Origin of the sequence: Streptomyces zaomyceticus (assembly GCF_014656215.1) — a bacterium.
Classification (GTDB): Bacteria; Actinomycetota; Actinomycetes; order Streptomycetales; family Streptomycetaceae; genus Streptomyces; species Streptomyces zaomyceticus.
The window spans coordinates 1-18,570 of the sequence record NZ_BNBZ01000038.1 but is presented as its reverse complement, the minus strand read 5'-3'; the positions used below and the strand labels follow the sequence as shown (position 1 = coordinate 18,570).

General features: G+C 72.7%; 19 protein-coding genes. 9 read left to right on the top strand and 10 right to left on the bottom strand.

Annotation, left to right across the window (positions count from 1 at the left end):
- Window positions 1–117: 117 nt before the first annotated feature.
- Window positions 118–690 (top strand): antibiotic biosynthesis monooxygenase, encoded by a 573-nt coding sequence (locus tag IE311_RS31995; protein ID WP_189835362.1) that lies wholly within the window; start codon window positions 118–120, stop codon window positions 688–690.
- Between the two features lie 93 nt (window positions 691–783).
- On the opposite strand, the gene IE311_RS31990 is transcribed toward IE311_RS31995, so the two are convergent.
- Both IE311_RS31990 and IE311_RS31985 read right to left on the bottom strand, forming a co-directional pair.
- Window positions 784–1,209 carry a DUF4267 domain-containing protein gene (locus IE311_RS31990; protein WP_189835361.1) on the bottom strand — a complete coding sequence of 142 codons (426 nt, stop codon included), beginning with the start codon at window positions 1,207–1,209 and terminating at the stop codon, window positions 784–786.
- Between the two features lie 132 nt (window positions 1,210–1,341).
- Window positions 1,342–1,788, bottom strand: a complete 447-nt coding sequence (locus IE311_RS31985) for a DUF1772 domain-containing protein (RefSeq protein ID WP_189835360.1) — start codon at window positions 1,786–1,788, stop codon at window positions 1,342–1,344.
- Between the two features lie 89 nt (window positions 1,789–1,877).
- Between IE311_RS31985 and IE311_RS31980 the strand changes: the two genes are divergently transcribed.
- Both IE311_RS31980 and IE311_RS31975 read left to right on the top strand, forming a co-directional pair.
- A complete protein-coding gene (locus tag IE311_RS31980) occupies window positions 1,878–2,456 on the top strand; it encodes a TetR/AcrR family transcriptional regulator (protein ID WP_189835359.1) in 579 nt (192 codons plus the stop codon).
- Window positions 2,457–2,943: 487 nt separating this feature from the next.
- Window positions 2,944–4,350: a sulfatase family protein gene (locus tag IE311_RS31975; protein ID WP_189835358.1), complete on the top strand. Its 1,407-nt coding sequence runs from the start codon at window positions 2,944–2,946 to the stop codon at window positions 4,348–4,350.
- A gap of 164 nt (window positions 4,351–4,514) precedes the next feature.
- On the opposite strand, the gene IE311_RS31970 is transcribed toward IE311_RS31975, so the two are convergent.
- Window positions 4,515–5,069 carry a helix-turn-helix domain-containing protein gene (locus IE311_RS31970; RefSeq protein WP_189835357.1) on the bottom strand — a complete coding sequence of 185 codons (555 nt, stop codon included), beginning with the start codon at window positions 5,067–5,069 and terminating at the stop codon, window positions 4,515–4,517.
- A 218-nt stretch (window positions 5,070–5,287) separates the two neighbouring features.
- Here IE311_RS31970 and IE311_RS31965 point away from each other — a divergent pair, with 218 nt between their 5' ends.
- From IE311_RS31965 to IE311_RS31955, 3 genes are all read left to right on the top strand, one after another.
- Window positions 5,288–6,403: an aryl-sulfate sulfotransferase gene (locus IE311_RS31965; RefSeq protein WP_373314018.1), complete on the top strand. Its 1,116-nt coding sequence runs from the start codon at window positions 5,288–5,290 to the stop codon at window positions 6,401–6,403.
- Window positions 6,400–7,815 (top strand): uracil-xanthine permease family protein, encoded by a 1,416-nt coding sequence (locus tag IE311_RS31960; protein WP_229902294.1) that lies wholly within the window; start codon window positions 6,400–6,402, stop codon window positions 7,813–7,815. The genes IE311_RS31965 and IE311_RS31960 overlap by 4 nt, the downstream gene beginning before the upstream one ends.
- Before the next feature lie 132 nt (window positions 7,816–7,947).
- Window positions 7,948–8,733, top strand: a complete 786-nt coding sequence (locus tag IE311_RS31955) for a sulfite exporter TauE/SafE family protein (RefSeq protein ID WP_189835355.1) — start codon at window positions 7,948–7,950, stop codon at window positions 8,731–8,733.
- A gap of 43 nt (window positions 8,734–8,776) precedes the next feature.
- Here the strand turns inward: IE311_RS31955 and IE311_RS31950 are convergent, their stop codons facing one another.
- A complete protein-coding gene (locus tag IE311_RS31950; RefSeq protein WP_189835413.1) occupies window positions 8,777–9,727 on the bottom strand; it encodes an Orn/Lys/Arg family decarboxylase in 951 nt (316 codons plus the stop codon).
- Here IE311_RS31950 and IE311_RS31945 point away from each other — a divergent pair.
- Window positions 9,707–10,210, top strand: a complete 504-nt coding sequence (locus IE311_RS31945; RefSeq protein WP_189835354.1) for a GNAT family N-acetyltransferase — start codon at window positions 9,707–9,709, stop codon at window positions 10,208–10,210. The genes IE311_RS31950 and IE311_RS31945 overlap by 21 nt on opposite strands.
- An 81-nt stretch (window positions 10,211–10,291) precedes the next feature.
- Here IE311_RS31945 and IE311_RS31940 read toward each other — a convergent pair whose 3' ends face one another.
- The 6 genes from IE311_RS31940 to IE311_RS31915 all read right to left on the bottom strand — a co-directional run bounded on the left by IE311_RS31940 (window position 10,292) and on the right by IE311_RS31915 (window position 16,076).
- Window positions 10,292–10,930, bottom strand: a complete 639-nt coding sequence (locus IE311_RS31940) for an ankyrin repeat domain-containing protein (RefSeq protein ID WP_189835353.1) — start codon at window positions 10,928–10,930, stop codon at window positions 10,292–10,294.
- A 689-nt stretch (window positions 10,931–11,619) separates the two neighbouring features.
- Window positions 11,620–13,290: an acyl-CoA dehydrogenase family protein gene (locus IE311_RS31935; protein WP_189835352.1), complete on the bottom strand. Its 1,671-nt coding sequence runs from the start codon at window positions 13,288–13,290 to the stop codon at window positions 11,620–11,622.
- Between the two features lie 89 nt (window positions 13,291–13,379).
- Window positions 13,380–13,997 (bottom strand): TetR family transcriptional regulator, encoded by a 618-nt coding sequence (locus IE311_RS31930; RefSeq protein ID WP_189835351.1) that lies wholly within the window; start codon window positions 13,995–13,997, stop codon window positions 13,380–13,382.
- A 64-nt stretch (window positions 13,998–14,061) separates the two neighbouring features.
- Complete coding sequence (locus IE311_RS31925; RefSeq protein ID WP_229902293.1) at window positions 14,062–14,319, bottom strand: LapA family protein; 258 nt, start codon at window positions 14,317–14,319, stop codon at window positions 14,062–14,064.
- Between the two features lie 8 nt (window positions 14,320–14,327).
- On the bottom strand, window positions 14,328–15,488 hold the full coding sequence (locus tag IE311_RS31920) for a PP2C family protein-serine/threonine phosphatase (RefSeq protein WP_189835350.1): 1,161 nt from the start codon (window positions 15,486–15,488) through the stop codon (window positions 14,328–14,330).
- A 180-nt stretch (window positions 15,489–15,668) separates the two neighbouring features.
- Window positions 15,669–16,076, bottom strand: coding sequence for an SHOCT domain-containing protein (locus IE311_RS31915; RefSeq protein WP_189835349.1), 408 nt, complete (start codon window positions 16,074–16,076; stop codon window positions 15,669–15,671).
- A gap of 212 nt (window positions 16,077–16,288) precedes the next feature.
- Between IE311_RS31915 and IE311_RS31910 the strand changes: the two genes are divergently transcribed.
- Both IE311_RS31910 and IE311_RS31905 read left to right on the top strand, forming a co-directional pair.
- Entirely contained in the window at window positions 16,289–17,584 is a 1,296-nt protein-coding gene (locus IE311_RS31910) for a hypothetical protein (RefSeq protein WP_229902292.1), read from the top strand.
- A gap of 6 nt (window positions 17,585–17,590) precedes the next feature.
- Complete coding sequence (locus tag IE311_RS31905) at window positions 17,591–18,478, top strand: YhjD/YihY/BrkB family envelope integrity protein (protein WP_189835348.1); 888 nt, start codon at window positions 17,591–17,593, stop codon at window positions 18,476–18,478.
- The last annotated feature ends 92 nt before the right edge of the window (window positions 18,479–18,570 follow it).

Genomic DNA, 18,570 nt, shown 5'->3' with positions numbered 1-18,570 from the left:
TTCTGTCGAGCGGTCGAACCGTGAAGGGGGCGGCGTGCGGGGCCGGTTCCGCGCGGAGGGTCCTGGCGGGCGGCGCGTAGAGTGTGCGCGGGCGCGGCGAGATCACGAGGAGTGTCTGTGACCGCGGTCAGCCTTGAACACGCCACCGTCCCCGCCGACGCCGGCGAGGTGACCCTGCTGATAGCCCGCCGGGTGGAGCCCGGCCACGAGGCCGCGTTCGAACGGTGGGCGAAGGGCATCCTCGACAGCGCGGCCGCCTTCCCCGGTCATCTGGGGTACGGCCTCTTCCGCTCCTCCGGCGGCGACGCCCCGTGGTTCCTCGTCCACCGGTTCCGGGACGCGGAGGCCTGTCGGGCGTGGCAGGACTCGCCCGAGCGGGCGGCATGGTTCGCCGACTGCCGGGGGCACCATCACACCGAGGTCGCCCGGCGTGAACTGACCGGCATGGAGACGTGGTTCGCCAAACCGGGCTCGACGCGGCCCGCGCCGCCCCGGTGGAAGATGGCGATCAGCGCGACGCTGGCGATCTACCCGATCTCCGTGCTCGGCAGCCTCTTCCTCGTGCCGCACCTGGCCACGCTTCCCCTCCTGCTGAGCAGTGCGGTCGTGGCCTGCGTCTTCAACGTGCTGATGACGTACGTGGCGATGCCGGCGGTGAGCCGCCTCCTGCGGGCCTGGCTGACCCCGTAGAGCCTGACTTCGGCGCGGCGGGCGCCGACACGCGAAGACCGGCACACGCGAAAATGGCCCGACCGGGGTCGGGGCCACTTCGGTGCGACGGGGTCAGGCGGGCTGCGGGGCGAGTGTCGCGGGAGCGGCGGCCGCCGCGCGGGTCTCGCGCATCAGCAGCAGGCCGTTGACCACCATCAGTGTCGCGGTCAGGGCGTGGACGCCCAGTGCGGTGGCCACGGAGCCGTGGTGGGTCAGCACGGTGGTCATGTCGCCGAACGCCGCGAGGGACTCCACCAGCAGTGCCCAGCCCAGCGCCCGGCGGTGCCCCGTCACCAGCAGGATGCCGAGGACCAGGGCCATGACGACGTCGCGGATTCCCTTGACGACCAGGAAGCCGCCGCCGTCGCCGGCCGGGATGCCCGGCAGCCCGAAGCCCGCCGCGGTCGTCTCCGGGCTCAGGATGTACCCCGTCCCGAACCAGAGGATGAAGAGGATGAAGGTGGCGGCCAGGACGGTGTTGATCTTCTTCAGCGGCATGGTTCTTCTCCTTGGCGGTCTTCGTGGTCCGGATGGAGGCCGGGGAGCCGGCCGGGGTGTGGCCGGACGGCGCCGGCGCGGTCGACGCGGGGTCCGGCAGGGCCCTCGGGGGCTGCGGGTGGGCCCGCAGGGTCAGACGAGCGCGGTGACCAGCAGGGTGAAGGCGGCGATGATGACGGCGACGCGGGCGTAGTGGAAGCGGTCCCAGCGGTTCATCTGCTGCTTCCAGTCGGAGGGCCGGTTCTCGGGGGTCCACGTCTTGCCGCGGTTGTTGATCGGGACGAGCAGCAGGATCGACATGATCACGCTGACGATCAGCAGCCCGCCGGCGGTGACGACGAGGCCGGTGCCTGCGTGGTCCCGTCCGGCGACGGCCCAGACGGCGGTGAGGACGAGCGAGCCGATGTACCAGACCGGCATCACGGCGCCGAGCATCCGGCCCCCGTGGGCGCGGCCGAGTTGACCGCTGTCCTCGGGGAGTGCGTTGAAGATCGGGTTCATGACGAAGGCGACGGAGAACTCCACCCCCACCATCAGGCCGACGACCACGGTGGTGAAGACCTCGAGTGCGTTGAGCATGTGCCCCTCCTGGGATCTAGCGCCGCTAGGTGATGTGGCAACGCTAGTACTACTGCCGCTCGATTGTCTAGCGGTGCTAGGATCGAATCATGTCGGTACAGGAACGCAAGCAGCGCGAACGGGCGGACCGTGAGCGCCTCATCGTGGAGACGGCCCGCGAACTCGCCGAGCAGCAGGGCTGGGACGCGGTCACCACGCGCCGGCTCGCCGAGCGCATCGAGTACAGCCAGCCCGTCCTCTACAGCCACTTCCGCGGCAAGCGGGAGATCATCGGCGCCGTCGCCCTCCAGGGTGCCGCCGAGCTCGCCGCGGCGGTGCGGGCCGCGACCGCCGCCGCGGACGGCCCGCGCGCACGGGTCGCCGCCCTCGCCCGCGCCTACCTCGATTTCGCCGAACGCCATCCGGCGGTCTACGACGCCATCTTCCAGCTCGACGGGGGTCTCCCGTACGCGCGAGAGGACACCCCGGAACCGCTCAAGGACGCTTTCGCCGCGCTGCTGGAGTGCCTCGGCGAGGTGGCCGGGGACGGTGTCCACCCCGGCCTGTTCACCGAGACGTTCTGGGCGGCGCTGCACGGTGTCGCGACCCTCACCCGGGCGGGACGGCTGCCGCCGGAGGACACCGGGCTGAGGCTGGAACTGCTGGTGGAACGGCTCTCCGTGGTCTGACGGGCGCCGTCCCGGCGGGCGGTGAGTGGCCGGGGAGGGTCGATCTCGGGGGCGAAGGCGATGTGCCGCCCGTCCGGGGCCCTGGCCGGGCGCATGCGGGTGTACACCGGCGCGGCGCGAACACGCGCGGGAACGGAACGGATCCGGGGTCGGTCCGGTGGCGTCGGCGCTGCCGGCCGTGCCCCGAGAAGTCGGCCTCAGGTCATTTCATCTTCCGTACATGGAAACGGAGTTGGGCCCACCATAGTGTCGTGCCCATGGCAGCAGGAATCCTCACTGCCCGTCGTCACGTCGACCACGGGCACGCGGCGAGCGCCCTCTGTACGGTCTCCGAGGCGCGCTGAACGCCTCCCTCCCCGCGGGATCCCCACCCGGCGCCCTCGCCCGGGTCCCGCCGTGCACCCCTTTTCCCCGCAGCCCGGCCGACGACCGGTGGCCGCCGGCCGTCGTGCCCCCGTACGCCGACGCACCAGGAGGAACGCACACCATGAGTGAGAACCGACGCCCACCGGTGGTGAGCCGCCGCGGATTCCTCGGCGGAGCCGCCGCCGTCGCCGCCGCCACCGCGGTACCCGGCCTCGCCCAGATCGCCGGAGCGGGCCCCGCCGCTGCCGCCGCCCGCCCCAACATCCTGCTGATCGTCACCGACGACCAGCCCAAGCAGACCGAGTGGGCCCTGCCCAAGACCGTCGGCTGGCTCGCCGACCAGGGCGTACGGTTCACCAACGGTCATGTCACCACCCCGCTGTGCTCGCCCTCGCGCTCCAGCGTGTTCTCCGGCCGGCACGCCCACAACCACGGCGTGCGCAACAACAAGGCCTCGTACGAGCTCGACCAGAGCACCACCGTGCAGAAGTACCTCAAGCAGGCGGGCTACCGCACCGGGCTCTTCGGCAAGTACCTCAACTCCTGGACGCTGGCCGACAACCTGCCGCACTTCGAGGAGTTCGCCCTGCTCCAGCCGGGATTCGTCGACCGGCAGTGGAACGTCGACGGCACGGTCCGGACGATCAGCGGCTACACCACCACGATCATCAGGAACCGCACGCTGGACTTCCTCGACAAGGCCGCCGACGACCCCCGCCCCTGGTTCGCGTACGTCACCCCCTACGCCTCCCACGGCCCCCGCACACCCGAGCCCAAGTACGCCGACACGACCGTTCCCGCATGGAACGGCAGGCCTTCCGTCCCCGAGGACGATCGCAGCGACAAACCGGCCTACATCAAGAACGCCACCGGCACCCTCGCCGACGGCCGGCGGATCCGCGCCGAGCAGCTGCGCACGCTGCTCTCCGTCGACGACGCGGTGCAGGCGTTCAAGGACAAGCTCCAGGAGTTGGGCCAGCTCGACAACACCCTCGTCATCTACATCGGCGACAACGGCTTCGGCTGGGGCGACCACGGCTGGACCGCCAAGTCCGTGCCCTACCGGCAGGCGCACGAGGTGCCGTTCCTCCTCTCCTGGCCGGCCGGCGGCCTGGGCGCGGGAACGGTGGACAACCGCATCGTCGCGAACATCGACATCGCGCCGACCATCCTCGACGCGGCGGGCATCAACCCGAGCGCGCCGCAGGACGGCACGTCCCTGCTCTCCTCGCACAGCCGCGACCACCTGCTGGTGGAGTGGTGGAAGCAGGGCACGGGCACCGGCGGGGCGCCGACCTGGTCCTCGTACGTCGCCAAGGACAAGCAGTACACGGAGTACTACGACCTGACGACCGACGGGAACGGAACGGTCTCCGGCACCGGGCAGGTGAAGTTCCGCGAGTACTACGACCTGGCGAACGACCCGCACCAGCTGACCAACAAGCTGTACCAGGCCACCCCCGCCCAGGAGCAGGCCCTCGGCATTCCCGCCCTGGCGGCCCGGCTCGCCGCCGACCGGGTGTCCTGACCGCCGCTACGACACCGCCCAGGACACCGCCTGCGACACCGCAGGTCGGGCGTCGCAGGTGCGACCCCTGCCGGCCGGGGTCCCGTGCGAGGACGCACGGGACCCCGGCCGCCCCCGTTGGCCACCCCGTCGACCGGTTCTGACGTGCCGCCACCACGCCCGCGTCAGGACCCCAGTACCTCCACGTGATCACCGATCGCGACCACCAGGACCCGCGAGCCCGGTTCGGTCGTGCGCCAGCGGTGCCGGACGCCGCCGGAGAGCAGCAGGGTGTCCCCGCGCGCCAGCCGGTGGATCCGGCCGTCCGCCTCCACCTCCGCCGCGCCGTCCGCCACGTACATCAACTCGTCGTTGCGGTGCCGGAACTCGCGGTCCGCCTCGTGCTCGCCGACGAACTCCAGGGCGTGCAGCTGATGGCGGCCGCGTACCACCGGCCGGACGCGTGCCTCCCGGTCGAGGCCGCTGTCGTCACCGGCGCGCACCATGTCGACCGTGCGCGTCTCGTCCGAGGCCGCGAGCAGCTGGACCGCCGTCGTGCCGAGCGCGTCCGCGATCCGCTGCAGGGACCGCATGCTCGGGCGCGCCCGGTCGTTCTCGATCTGGCTGAGGAACGGCGAGGACAGGCCGCTGCGTTCGGCCACGTCGGCGAGCGTCAGATCGAGCGCCCGTCGCCGTCGGCGTACGGCGGCGCCCACCCGGGGTGTGTTCACGGCCTCCATGGATGTCCCGTCCTTCCCCCGCCCCACGGCGTCGTTCTGCCTGGTCGACGGCGCCTGACGGCACCTTACGCGGCTTGCGCCGGGAACCCGGAGACGGTTTCGCACTGCCGACACACGCCCGTCACACAACAGCTCTAGCGTCAAAGTCGATTGATGGTGTCAAAGAAACTTTGACGACTCGACCGACGACTGACGACTGGAGTTCCGCCGTGCCCCCGATCGACCAGAACTCACGCCGCCGACGCCCCACCGGCCTCATCGCCTGCGACGAGACGGCCGTGTACGACGGCTACACCCTCTACGCGCCGCTCACCGGCACCGGGGAGGTCTACCTCGTCGACATCCAGGGCCGCACCGCGCACCGCTGGGACCTTCCCCACCGGCCCGGCCGCCACGCCCGGCTGCTCGCCGACGGAAGCCTCGCCTACAACGGCGTACTCCCGGGCGAGCCGGCCCTCTTCCCCATGTGGCACAAGTACCGGGGCGGCGTCATGCTCCGGGCGGCATCCGACGGCACCGTCCTCCGGGAGCACCGGGACCCCCTCCAGCACCACGACGCCCACCATCTCGACGACGGCCGCATCCTCTACACCGCCCTGGAGCCCCTGACCGGCGCCGAGGCCGCGACGGTACGGGGCGGGGTGCCCGGTTCCGAAGCCGCGGACGGCGTGGTCTGGGCCGACACCATCAGGGAGGTCGGCCCCGACGGCGAACTCCTCTGGTCCTGGCGCGCCGCCGAGCACCTCGACCGGGAGTCCTTCGCCCTCCACGAGGCGTACGCCCGCGAACACTGGCCCCTCATCAACAGCGTCACGCCCCTGAGGGACGGCAACATCCTCGCCAGTCTGCGCAGCGTCTCGGCGGTCGTCGTCATCGGCCGCGACACCGGCGAGATCCTCTGGCGCAGCCGGCCCGGCACGGTCAGCCAGCAGCACGCGCCCACCGAACTGGACGACGGACGGCTGCTGGTCTTCGACAACGGCGTCTTCCGCCCCGGACACGACGTGCCGTACTCCCGCGTCGTCGAGATCGACCGGGCAGGCGGCGACGTCGTCTGGGAGTACCACGACCCGGCCCGCGAATTCTTCTTCGCGCCGTTCATGGGCTCCGCGCAGCGCCTGCCCAACGGCAACACCCTCGTCACCGACTCCCCGTCCGGGCGGCTCTTCGAGGTGACGAAGGACGGCTATCTGTGCTGGGAGTACGTCGTCCCGCACTTCGGCGGATACGGCGAGAGCGAGGTCCGGGGCCTCTTCCCGTCCGAGCCCAACGCCGTCTTCCGCGCCTACCGTTACTCCGCGGCCGAGATCCCGTGGCTGGAGGAGACGGCGTGACGACCACCCGAGACACCGATCCCGGCTCCGCCCCGCCGCCCCGGTCCGTCGGAGCCGCCGAAACCGAAGACTCCGCCGAAGCCGTCAAAGCCACCGAGCCCGATGAGGCGCCGGTTCCGCTGCGGCGGCTCGTACCGCTGGCCGCCCAGCACGTCCTGGCGATGATCGCCGCCCCCGTCTCCACCGTCTTCCTCGTCGCGGGCACCCTGAAGATGCCGCCGGGAGCCACGGCCTCGCTGCTCAGCGCGGTCCTGCTGCTGTGCGGCGCGGGCGCCCTGCTCCAGTCCCTCGGAGTGTGGCGGATCGGCGGCCGTCTGCCGTTCGTGATGCTGCCCGGCGGCGCCGCGACCGCGCTGTTCCTCCAGATCGCCCAGGAACACGGGGCGCCGACCGCCACCGGTGCCGTCCTCCTGGCCGCGGCCCTGCTGCTCTCCGTACTGCCCCTGTACGCCCGTGTCGTACGGCTCTTCCCGCCCCTGGTCATGGGTGTGACCGTGCTGCTCATCGGGATCGCGATGATCCGGGTCGCCGCCCGGCTCGTCACCGGGCCGGACGGCACCGGCGAACCGCGCGCGGTGCTCCTCGCCGCGCTGACGGTGGCGGCGACCGTCGCCGCGTACGTGTTCCTGCGCGGAGTCTGGCGCCAGACCTCCGTCCTCATCGGGATGGCCACCGGAACCGTCGTGGCGGTGACGACCGGCCTCGGGGCCTTCGCCCCGGCGGTCGGCAGCGGCTTCGCCCTGCCGGACCTCCTGCCGTTCGGGTCGCCCCGGTTCGACCTGGTCGCCGCCCTGCCCCTGCTCGTGTTCAGCCTCACCACCCTGGCCGAGATCACCGGGCAGACCGTGCTCAACAGCGAGACCGTCGGCCGGACTCCCGCCCCCGAGCGGGACGTTCCGCGGGTCGCCCGGGCCGACGCCCTCGTCTCGATGGTGGGCGGCCTGTTCGGCACGTCACTCATGGTGACCAGTGCGGAGAACATCGGCATCGGCCGGCTCACCGGAGTCCGCAGCCGCTTCGTGACCGCCGGAGCGGGCGTCCTGCTGGTCGGCCTCGGTCTGGCCACGCCGGTGTCCCGCGCGCTGGCCGGCATACCGGAGGCCGTCGTCGGCGGCGCGGCCCTCGTCGTGTACGCCGTCATCGCCGTGATGGGCGTCGAGATGCTCCGCCGGGCCGATCTGTCCGGCACGGGTCCGGGCAGCCTGACGGCGGCGCTCGCGCTGACCGCGGGACTGCTGCCGCTGCTCAGCCCGGACCTGTACGCGGGGTTCCCCGCCTGGGCCCGTACGATCCTGGGCAGCGGCGTCGTCGCCGGCACATTGACGGCGGTCGTCCTCACCGCGCTCCTACGGCCCGTCCGCCGTGACCGCGAACACGGCACCGACGCGGGAAGGACGGCCCCGCCCTCGTGACCCGCGTCGGATCGCACGACGGCGTGAACCGCGCCGGGCCGGACGACGGTGTGCGCGGTCGACGTACCCCTCCGAGTCGAACTCGGCCGCCTCTGCGGATACTTGACCCGTGATCTTCGAACGGGTCGTGCGGTGAACTGGTCCTCGGGTCTGCTCGGCTTCGCCGCCGGGCTGGTGATCTCGGTGGTGACGGCCCCCGCCGGGGTCTCCGGCGCGGTGTTCCTGCTGCCGGTGCAGGTCAGTGTCCTGGGTGTGCCGTCGCCCGCGGTGACACCCACGAACCTCCTGTACAACGTCGTCGCCGGTCCCGGCGCCCTGCTCCGTCATGCCCGTGCCGGGAGGCTCGGCGGCCCGCTCACCCGCCTTCTGCTCGCCGGAACCGTGCCGGGGGTCGTGGTCGGCGCGGTCGTCCGGGTGTTCGCCATCCCCGGCCCGACCGTCTTCCGTCTGCTGATCGCCGCCTTCCTCCTGCCGCTCGGCCTGTGGCTGTGCGCGCGGACCCTGCGACCGGCCGCCGGGGAGCGGCCGGTCCGCGGGCTGTCGGCGCGGGCGACCGGCGGTCTGGCCCTGGTGGTGGGCACGGTCGGCGGGATCTACGGGATCGGCGGGGGCTCCCTCCTCGGGCCGATCCTCGCCGGACGGGGGGTGCCGGTCGCCGAGGTCGCTCCGGCCGCCCTCGCGTCCACGTTCGTGACCTCGGTCGTCGGGGCGGGCACGTACGCGCTGCTGTCCCTGGCCGCCGAGGGCTCGATCGCCCCCGACTGGCCGTTGGGGATCGCCTGCGGACTGGGCGGCCTCCTCGGCGGCTACCTCGGAGCCCACTTCCAGACCCGCCTCCCCGAGACCTTCCTGCGCCTCCTCCTCGGCACCCTCGCCACCGCCGTCGGCGCCCTCTACGCCGTCCAGGTCCTCGGCTGATGCCGGGCCCCCACCGGGCCGGGGGCGGGGCGGGGCCTGAGCCTCAGCCGACGACGCGCAGGCGCGTGACGCCCGGGTCGAGTGCGCCTCGGACATGGCCGTTCGGCGCCGCCGCGGTCCGCCGGAGGAAGTCGACGACCTCGGCGGTGACGACCTCGCCGGGCAACACGTTGGGGATGCCCGGCGGGTACGCGGCGAGGGTGTCCGCGGAGATCCGGCCGACGGCCTGTTCCGCCGGCACCACCCGGCTCGGGCTCAGGAACGCCTCGCGCGCGGTGAGTCGCGTGGACCCGGGGGCCGGAAGCTCCAGTACGGTCCCTGCCGCGGCGGAACCGGCGAGCGGTGAGGGCAGGGTGTGCAGCGCGTCGACGAACCGGTCCGTGTCGGGGACGCGTCCCGCGCCGATCACGGCGACGATCGCCGCGTCGGTCGATACCTCGACCATGACCTGATGGTCGCGGAAGAGCAGCCGCCGGGCCTCGTGGCCCGTGATCCCGCCGACGCGGGTGTCGAGGGCGATCCGCAGCGGATCGACGCCGACGATGTCGGGGAAGGCGCGGAACCCGTCGCTCACCACCTTGAAGCGGCCTCCCGCACGGACCGCGCGCCGCACCGCGTCCGCGGCCTCGACCGAGGCCGCCGTCGCGTCCCCCTCCGTGACCAGACTCCTGCGCGCCAGGTCCAGCGAGGCGGTCAGCAGGGAGCTGGCGCTGGTCGACTGCACCAGCCGGAACGCCCGCTCCACGAGCGGTTCCAGCCGGTCCGCGAACGGCCCGTCGGCCAGGTGCAGCATCGCCGACTGCGTGAGGGCGCCGCCCAGCTTGTGCGTACTCGACGTCACGAGATCCGCGCCCGACGAGAGCGCCCCGGAGGGAAGCGCGGGGTGGAAGCCGAAATGGGACCCCCACGCCTCGTCGACGACGAGCGGAACTCCCGCGGCATGGGCGGTGGGGGCTCCCGCTAACGTGCCGGTATGGCCAAGACCGTCACGTATCTGGAGATGACCGACCGCGGTGAGCTGAGGCCGGGGAGGGACGTGCCCTCGCTGGACCTGCGGCGTGAAGAGGGGCTTTCGGCGCTGGTGCGTTCGGTGCAGGCCCGGGTCGGAGCGGCCCACGGGTGGCGCAGTTCGTCGCGCTCCGACCACGAATGGGACGAACTGGCGCGGGAGCATCCGCTCCGCCAGTACTGGCTGTTCGCACTGGCGGGCGAGACGGCCGGGGTCACCGCGCTGGAACCGTGTCCCGGCGGCGACGTGGAGATCCGCACGTTCGGGCTGCTGCCGGAATACATCGGCAGGGGACTCGGCGGGCATGCCCTGACGCTGGCGCTGCGCCAGGCCTGGGCGACCGAACCGCTGGGGGCGGAGGCAGTCCGCAGGGTGTGGCTGCACACCAACTCCCACGACCACCCGAGCGCGCTGGCCAACTACCTGGGTCGGGGGCTGCGTGTGTACCGCACGGAGGTCGAGGAGTAGCGCAGGCCCGCACCGGGACGGCGACCCTCACGCGGCCGTGGGGGCCGACGTCGGCGGAAGCCGGGGTGGCGACCTCGTCGTTCAGCGTCTCGCGAACGCGGCGCGGAGGACGATGTCCTCGATCTCCTTGAAGACGCCGGCGTTCTCCGGACGGCTCCGGGCGCCGGAGCGGGCCCGCGAGACGCATCGCGGAGTCGGGGCGGCGCCGCGGGCGAGCAGATGGCGGACCGTGTCGGGGTCGGGAGTGCCGGCCACCCATTCGAGAGCGGTCTCGCCCCTCATCGAGCGGTCCTCCAGGTCCGCGCCGAATTCCAGGAGCACGTCGATGAGGGGAGCCCGGTCCTCGGTCGCGGTGGTGGTCGCGGCGATGACGAGGGGGAGCAGGTGCGCGTGCCGGGACTGGATGCCCGTGGCGGCTCCGGCGGCGAGGAGAAGCCTCATGACGTCGGTGTGCCCCCACGACACCGCTTGGCAGAGCGGCGTGAGTTCCTCGTACTCGCCGGTGTACTGGTGGGGGTCGGCGCCCGCGTCGAGGAGCACGGAGACCACCTCCGCGTGGCCCGCGTCGACCGCCGTCTCCAGAGCCGTGGGCCGGCGCCCCTCGTGCGCGTCCGGTGCGACGCCGGCGACGAGGAGCTCGGCGACGAGAGCCGCGTCGCCGTCCTCGGCCGCGCGGAGGAACCGCTTCACCTGTTCCTGGGGATCGTCCTCACGATGCATCGAGTGATCATGCCAAGAGCGGTCGCGCGGCGCACAGGGGGAGAACGGCTCTCCGAACGCCCCCTGCGCAACGGCCTGGGCGGCCCGGGCAGCACTGACGGTCCGGACAGCCCGGGCGGCCTACACGGCCCGGGTGCCGAGCCGTTCGGGTCGCGGACCGGCGCAGCGGCTGCGCCGCGCCGGCGCCGGGGCGATCGGCCTGCACCTGCCCCCCAGACCGCGACACGGTCGCCCCCGCCGACACCTCGGCCGGGCCGCCGCCCTGCCCGCCGCCGCCGGAACCTGGGGCCGCACCCACGGGGTTCCGGTGGAGATCCGCACCGCCGCCTTCGCTGCCACCGCGCACGAGGCCGAGCAGGCCACCCTCGCCCTCCTCGCCGCGGACCCGGAGATCGACGCCGCCGTCCGAGCCCCCGACGGCGCGGCCCCGGGCGTCCTCCACGCGGCCGCCGCGCTCGGGCGGACCGTGGGGCGGGGCTTCCTCGGCGCCTCCTGCGCCGACGGCGCCGCGGCCCGTAGGCGGCGATCCGTCCGTCACCGCCTTCGATCTGCGCCCCGCCGCCTACGGCCGCGCCTGCGCGGAACTCCTCTGCGACTGCTCGCCGGCCGTACGAGCCCGGACACGGTACGCCGACACGCATGGGCCCCGGAGACGCGCGCCTCCACAGCCGGACCGCTCCGGACCGTGCCTACAGCCCGGCCGGAAGCCGTTCCAGGACGCCCGCGAGGTCCGTACCCGCCGGCAGTGTGCCGAAGGCCAGACCCCGGTCGCCGGCCAGCCGCGACGCGCAGAAGGCGTCCGCCACCGGGGCGGGGGCGTGGCGAACGAGCAGAGAGCCCTGCAGGACGAGCGCGAGACGCTCGACCAGACGGCGGGCGCGCAGCTCGGCGTCCTCCGGCCGCGCCAGCTCGCCCCGTACCTCCCGCCACGCGGCGTCCAGTCGGGCGTCCGCGCCCGCCGCCGCCTCGACTTCGGCGCGGAAGGCCTCCAGGGACTCCGGTTCACGGCCCAACGCGCGCAGCACGTCCAGGGCGTTGACGTTGCCCGAGCCCTCCCAGATGCCGTTCAGCGGGGCCTCCCGGTACAGCCGCGGCATGCCGGACGCCTCGTCGTACCCGTTGCCGCCCAGGCACTCCAGGGCCTCGGCCACGGCCGACGGCTGGCGCTTGCACACCCAGTACTTGCCGACCGCCGTGGCCAGCCGGAGGAACGCCCGCTCGCCGGCGTCGCCGCGCTGGGCGCGGTCGGTCGCGCCCGCGACCCGCAGGGCCAGCGTGGTGGCGGCCTCCGACTCCAGGGCCAGGTCCGCCAGGACGTTGCGCATCAGTGGCTGGTCGATGAGCTCGGCACCGAACACCGAGCGGTGGCGGGCGTGGTGAGCGGCCTGCGCGAGCGCGGCGCGCGTACCGGAGGCGGAACCCAGGATGCAGTCCAGGCGGGTCATGGTGACCATGTCGATGATCGTCCGCACGCCCTTCCCCTCGTCACCGACCAGCCAGGCCACGGTGTCGTCGAACTCGGGCTCGCTGCTCGCGTTGGAGCGGTTGCCGAGCTTGTCCTTGAGTCGCTGGATACGGAACGTGTTGCGGCTTCCGTCGGGCAGCACGCGCGGGACGAGGAAGCAGGACAGACCGCCCGGGGCCTGGGCCAGGACGAGGAAGAGGTCGTTCATCGGGGCGCTGGTGAACCACTTGTGGCCGCGCAGCCGCCAGCTGCCGTCGGCGGCCTCGACCGCCGACGTGGTGTTGGTGCGGACGTCGGTGCCGCCCTGCTTCTCCGTCATGCCCATCCCCGCGAGGATTCCGCGCTTGCCGCCCGGCGCCCGCAGCCCCGGGTCGTACACCCTGCTGGTCAGCAGCGGCTCGTACTCCGCGGCCAGCTCGGGGGAGTTGCGCAGCGCGGGCACCGCGGCGTACGTCATCGACACCGGGCAGCCGTGCCCCGCCTCGGCCGAGCTCCACACCATGAAGCCCGCCGCGCGCGCCACATGCGCCCCGGGGCGCTCGTCCGCCCAGGGCGCGCCGGCCAGGCCCTCGCTGATCGCGACGTTCATCAGCGAGTGGTACGAGGGGTGGAAGTCGACCTCGTCGACGCGGTTGCCGTAGCGGTCGTGGGTCCGCAGCTCGGGCTCGTGGCGGTTGGCCTCCTCGGCCCAGCGCTGGACCTCCTCGCTGCCGGTGCGACGGCCGACCCGGTGCAGGTCGTCGAGGTACCACTCGGCGCCTTCACGGCGTACGCCCTCCAGCAGCACCGGGTCGTCGGCGACGTCGTGACCGACCAGCGGGGGAGTCTGGTTCGTCACCTCGTGGGTGCGCGCGGTGGGATTGCTGACCGGACGGTTTCCGGCGGTGGTGGTCATGATGGTGTCCTTCGGCGTCGTCGCGGTGGAGCGGTCGGAGGGTGGTGCGGTCGTGGTCCGCGCGCGTCAGGTCGGCCCGGTCGGTCCGGTCAGCCCGTCGATCCCCGCGCCGCGCCCAGGCAGCGCAGCGACATCGCGGTGAGTTCGCTGATCAGCGGGTCGGCGAAGTCGCCGTCGGCGGCGCCCAGCGGGTCCGCCAGCACCTCGCCGACGGCGCCGGTCAGGGCGGCGGCGGTGATCTCGGGGTTCTGCGCCGGCAGGACGCCGGCCGCCACGCCCTCCCTCACGACCTCGGCGAACAGCGCCCGGTACTGGCGCCGGTACTCCAGGCGTTCGGCGCCCACCGCGGGCTCGGCGGGCGCCGCGAGCAGGGCGTAGGCCAGACCCCGGCGTTCGAAGGACCGCCGGGCGAACACCTCGACTCCGCGCGTGAGCCGCTCCACGGGGTCGCCCGGGCTGCGCAGCACCTCGCCCAGGACCTCGACCTCACGGCCGGAGGCACGCCGGAAGACCTCGACGGCCAGCGCGGCCTTGGAGGGGAAGTGCTGGTACACGGAGCCGGCCGCGATGCCGGCCGCGGCCGCGACGGCGTTCACCGAGGCCTGCGCCCAGCCCACCTCGGCCACGACATCGGTGGCCTGCTGGATCAGATGCTCCCGTGCGCTGCTGAGCCGTTCCAGCTCGGCAGGCGTCTTGCGGTATGCCATGGAAGCAGTGAATCACCGTTCAGACCTTCACGCCAGACACCGGTACGGCCCGGCCGGCACGCGTTCACCGCCGTGCGCGGCGCCGGGCGATGAAGAGGCCGAGGACGATGCCGACGAGGAGGGTCACGGTGAGGACGATCCAGAGCGGGAGCGTGACGTTCGGAATCCACAGTCGGACGGTGACCGAACCGGTGTTGGCCGCGATGAACCAGATGGCCAGCGCGGCGAGAACCACGAATCCGATCGTCCGCAGACGCATGTCGCGTCCCTTGACCGTCAAGGTCGACGGGTCGTGCGGCTTCTTCGTCGTATTCCTGGCCATGCGTTCCATTATCGACCGGTATGGTCGCCCGGTCGACTCAAGGGGCGGCGGACGGCGAGCAGGGCCATGTCGTCGGAACGCGGACCGACGGTGAACCGGCGGACATCGGCCACGAGCGCGTCGAGAAGGCGGTCCGGTGACGCGAAGGTCCGGCCGCTCAGGTGGGCGGCCGGGTCGTAGAAGACGTCCTCGGCGTTCCGTGCCTCGGACAGCCCGTCCGTGTAGAGCAGCAGCATGGACTCGGGCGGGAACGCACGCGTCGTCACCTCGCCAGGACCGGGGGCGAGTTCCCCGAGCCCCAGGGGGAGGGAGAAGGCCCGCGGCGTCAGCCGGTCGACCGTCCCGTCCCGGTGGAGCAGGAGCGGCTCGGGATGCCCCCGGTTCAGTACGCGCAACTCCTCGTGTCCCGGGGGGATCTCCACGAGGGCGCAGGTGGTGAAGCCCTCCGTGTCGTCCAGGCCCGTGCGGCGCGTCCCCTCGCGTGCCAGGGCGTGTTCCAGGCTGCCCGCCACCCCGTCGAGGGAGTGCTCCCGGTCCGCCGCCTCCCAGAACGCGCCGAGGATGACGGAGACCGTCTCGATCGCCCCCAGCCCCTTGCCGCGGACGTCGCCGATGAGGAGTCGTACCCCGTGCGGGGTCGAGAGGGCGGCGTAGAGATCCCCGCCGACGAGGGTGTCCCGCTGCGCGGCCTCGTAGCGGGCGCCCAGCCTCAGGCTGCCCACGCGCCGTCCGGGCATCGGGAGCACGGCCCGCTGCGCCGCCTCGGCGACGCCCCGCGCCGAGGCGAGACGGGTCCGCTCGCGGTGCACGACACGGTTGAGGAGGACCGCGATGGCGGTGACGAAGGCGAGGGTGGCCAGCTCCGTGACCAGGCCGTGGATCGCGGTGACACCGCCCATGTGCCCGGTGATCGCGTACTGCGCGCCGAGGGCGACCAGCCCGACGCCGCCGAAGAGCACGGTGGCCACCCAGGTGAAGAGGGGCGCCGAGATCAGGGGAGCCGCGGCGAAGAACGGCGTGCCGGTCAGTTCCCTCGGGGAGCTGAACTGGAAGGCCAAGCCGATCGCCAGGAGCGCCACGGGCAGCGTGCGGGCCAGTCGGCCGGCGTTGCCGGGGTGGGCGTCGCCGGGCGGCGGCCCGTCCGGGGTGCCCCGTGTGCGATTGTCCATGCGGCCCTCCTGGGAGGAGTCGGTCCTCACCCGTCCGCGGGCCGGGTGGTACCGCCGCGGGCGAGGACGCCGCTCCTGGATCCGGCTGATCGGCCGGGCGCCTGCCGGAAGGCCGGGCGCCTGCCGGAAGGCCGGGCGCCTTCCGGGAGGGCGGGCGCCCGCCGTGAGGCCGGGCGCCTGTCAGGAGGCCAGCAGCCTCGTCTTGGCCCGCTGGAACTCCTCCTCGGTGAGCGCGCCCTTGTCCTTCAGCTCGGCGAGTTTGGCGAGCTGCTCGGTGCTGCCGGTCGTACCGCCGTCGGTGCCCGTTCCCGCCGTCTTGCGGATGTAGTCCTGGAAGGCGGCCTCGGACGCCTGGGCCCGGCTCATGTCCCGCTTGGTCATGCCCTTGCCGCGGGCGATGACGTAGACGAGGACGCCGAGGAACGGCAGCAGGATGCAGAAGATCAGCCAGCCGGCCTTGCCCCAGCCGCTCATCTCGTCGTCCCGGAAGATGTCGGTGACGATCCTGAACAGCAGGAAGAACCACATGACCCACAGGAAGAACCAGAGCATCGTCCAGAAGACGTCCAGCAAGGGATAGTCGTCCATCGTCGCCTCCGTCGGGTGTGCGTCGATCAGCTGATGAGACGCAGCTGATGAGAATTATCGGCGCTTTTGTCCCTCCTTGCGAGCCGGGTGCCCGGGCCGGAGGAAACATCCGGAGGGGACCACCGCGTCCTGCCTCCACCCGTTTGCTCCCGCCCGCCTGGCCGGAACCGCCCGGGCGGGTTTCTCTGGAGCACAACCGCGAGGAGGCCCCCGTGCCGGAGGACGAGAACCCCAACGAACTGGCCGCGCTGCGCGCCCGGGTCGCCGCCCTGGAAGCGGAGGCCGCGGTCCGCCCCGCCCCGCGCCACCGCGCCAGGTCGTTCCTGGCCGCCGTCCTCATCGTGATCGGCTGCCTCCTCGTCCCGCTGGGCATCGTCGCCGCCTGGACCTCCGACATCGTCGGCGACACCGACCGGTACGTCGCCACGGTCGCCCCGCTCGCCTCCGACGAGGACGTCCAGGCCGCGGTCGCCAACCGGGTGACCGGCGCGGTCATGGAGCACCTCGACCTGGAGAGCCTCCTCGAGGGGGTCGCACCCGAGCAGCGTCCCCTGCTGGCCAAGGCGCTGGGCCGGCTCGGCGGGTCGCTGGAGAGCGCGGTCAGCAGCTTCGTCCACGACAAGACGGAGGAGGTCGTCGCCTCCGACGGCTTCGAAACGATCTGGACCGAGGCCAACCGCGCGATCCACACCTCGCTCGTCCGCGCACTCACGGGAAGCGGCGAGGGAGCCGTACAGATCAACAACGACACCGTCACGGTCGACCTCGCGCCCGTGATCGAGCGGGTCAAGCAACGGCTCGTCGACTCCGGGCTCACCGTCGCAGCCAAGATCCCCGAGATCCACACCGACTTCACCGTCGTCAGGTCCGACGACATCGGCAAGGTCAAGACCGGCTTCCGCCTGCTGCAGGTGATGGGACTGTGGCTGCCCGTCATCGCCGTCCTGCTGGTGGCCGCGGGAGTGCTGCTCTCCGCCCATCGCCGCCGCGTCCTGATCGCCTCGGCGCTCGGCGTCGCCGCCGGGGCCCTGTTCCTCGGCATCTGCCTGACCGTGTTCCGCACGGTCTACCTCAACGCCCTGCCCGACACCGTCTCCCAGGCCGCGGCCGCGTCGGTCTACGACGCGCTGATCCACTTCCTGCGCACCACGGTCCGCATGGTCGTCGTCCTCGGTCTGGTGCTCGCCCTCGCCGCCTGGCTCGCCGGACCCAGCCGCCCCGCCGTCGTCACCCGCCGCATGTGGAACTCCGGTATCGCCGCGACCCGCAGCGCCGCGGACTCGGCCGGTCTGCGTACCGGCCCGGTCGGCCCGTTCGTCCGGCGCCACCGCAAGTGGATCACCTGGATCCTGGTCGCGCTCGCCGTCCTCGCGTACGTCCTCTGGGACCATCCCACCGGCTGGGTCGTCGTCGGCCTCGCCCTGGGGCTGCTCTTCGCCTTCGCGGTGATGGGGTTCCTCGCGGCGGAGCCCTCGGACACCCACGACGAAGCACATGTCCAGGCGTAGTGGCGGATGCCGGGAAGAGGCCGGACGGCGGCGTGGGCGGCGCGGTGGCGGCGGCTGCGCGCCTCGGCCGAGACGCGGCTTCCCGTGCTGTCGGAGGTCGCCAACCGGCTGCTGGGCGGGAACCTGCTGGACGGCGGGACCCGGTTGGCGGCCCAGGCGTTCCTCGCCGCCGTGCCGCTCCTCTTCGCCGTCGCGGCGTTCGCACCGCAGTCGGTACGGGATCAGCTGCGCGACTCCCTGCGGGCGATGTTCGGCCTGAGCGGCCGTTCCGACGTCGAGCTGCAACAGATCCTGGGCGACTCCGCCGACGCCGAGTTGCGGGAGACGACGGGTGCGGTCGGCCTGGTCGTCGCACTGGTCTCGGCGACCAGCTTCAGCCGGGCCATGGCCCGGATCTGCGAACGCGCCTGGGCGCTGCCCAAGTCCAGGACGAGGGTCGCGGTCTGGCGTTGGGTGGTGTGGCTGATGGTGCTGGTCCTCGCCGTCCTGCTCCAGGGTCCCCTGCGCAACGGCTTCGGAGCCGGTCTGTGGCTCGGCGTACCCCTCTACTTCCTGGTCAGTACGGGGGTCTGGCTGTGGACGCAGCATCTGCTGCTCGTCGGCCGCGTTCCCTGGCGGCTTCTCGTGCCCGGCGCGGTCCTGGCCGCGGTCGCCACCAGCGCGCTGGGGCTGACCGCGCGGCTGTACATGCCCAACGCCCTCAACAGGGCGCTGGCCGAGTACGGATCCCTCGGCCTCGTCCTGACGCTGCTGTCCTGGCTGATCGTCGTGTGCGCGGCGATCACCTTCGCGTTCACCATCGGAGCGGTGCTGGCGCAGGAGCCGCCCCTGAGCCACTACCTGGAGACGAAGGGGCCGTCGGTTCCGGACCCCGACCCGCACGAGACGACCTAGGGCGTGTCCGCAATGTCGATCGGTCGTTACTCCGTTCGTGGTGCGACGTCATGAACTGACTGATCAGGCATGGGAAGTGATCGGGCCGTTGC

What these genes read in the sequence shown, in the direction of transcription:
- IE311_RS31985 (WP_189835360.1), bottom strand. Translation starts at nt 1,788, where the DNA reads ATGCTCAACGCACTCGAGGTCTTCACCACCGTGGTCGTCGGCCTGATG.
- IE311_RS31940 (WP_189835353.1), bottom strand. Translation starts at nt 10,930, where the DNA reads ATGCATCGTGAGGACGATCCCCAGGAACAGGTGAAGCGGTTCCTCCGC.
- IE311_RS31935 (WP_189835352.1), bottom strand. Translation starts at nt 13,290, where the DNA reads ATGACCACCACCGCCGGAAACCGTCCGGTCAGCAATCCCACCGCGCGC.
- IE311_RS31915 (WP_189835349.1), bottom strand. Translation starts at nt 16,076, where the DNA reads ATGGACGACTATCCCTTGCTGGACGTCTTCTGGACGATGCTCTGGTTC.
- IE311_RS31925 (WP_229902293.1), bottom strand. Translation starts at nt 14,319, where the DNA reads ATGGCCAGGAATACGACGAAGAAGCCGCACGACCCGTCGACCTTGACG.
- IE311_RS31990 (WP_189835361.1), bottom strand. Translation starts at nt 1,209, where the DNA reads ATGCCGCTGAAGAAGATCAACACCGTCCTGGCCGCCACCTTCATCCTC.
- IE311_RS31945 (WP_189835354.1), top strand. Translation starts at nt 9,707, where the DNA reads ATGGCCAAGACCGTCACGTATCTGGAGATGACCGACCGCGGTGAGCTG.
- IE311_RS31970 (WP_189835357.1), bottom strand. Translation starts at nt 5,069, where the DNA reads ATGGAGGCCGTGAACACACCCCGGGTGGGCGCCGCCGTACGCCGACGG.
- IE311_RS31920 (WP_189835350.1), bottom strand. Translation starts at nt 15,488, where the DNA reads ATGGACAATCGCACACGGGGCACCCCGGACGGGCCGCCGCCCGGCGAC.
- IE311_RS31975 (WP_189835358.1), top strand. Translation starts at nt 2,944, where the DNA reads ATGAGTGAGAACCGACGCCCACCGGTGGTGAGCCGCCGCGGATTCCTC.
- IE311_RS31980 (WP_189835359.1), top strand. Translation starts at nt 1,878, where the DNA reads ATGTCGGTACAGGAACGCAAGCAGCGCGAACGGGCGGACCGTGAGCGC.
- IE311_RS31930 (WP_189835351.1), bottom strand. Translation starts at nt 13,997, where the DNA reads ATGGCATACCGCAAGACGCCTGCCGAGCTGGAACGGCTCAGCAGCGCA.
- IE311_RS31905 (WP_189835348.1), top strand. Translation starts at nt 17,591, where the DNA reads ATGCCGGGAAGAGGCCGGACGGCGGCGTGGGCGGCGCGGTGGCGGCGG.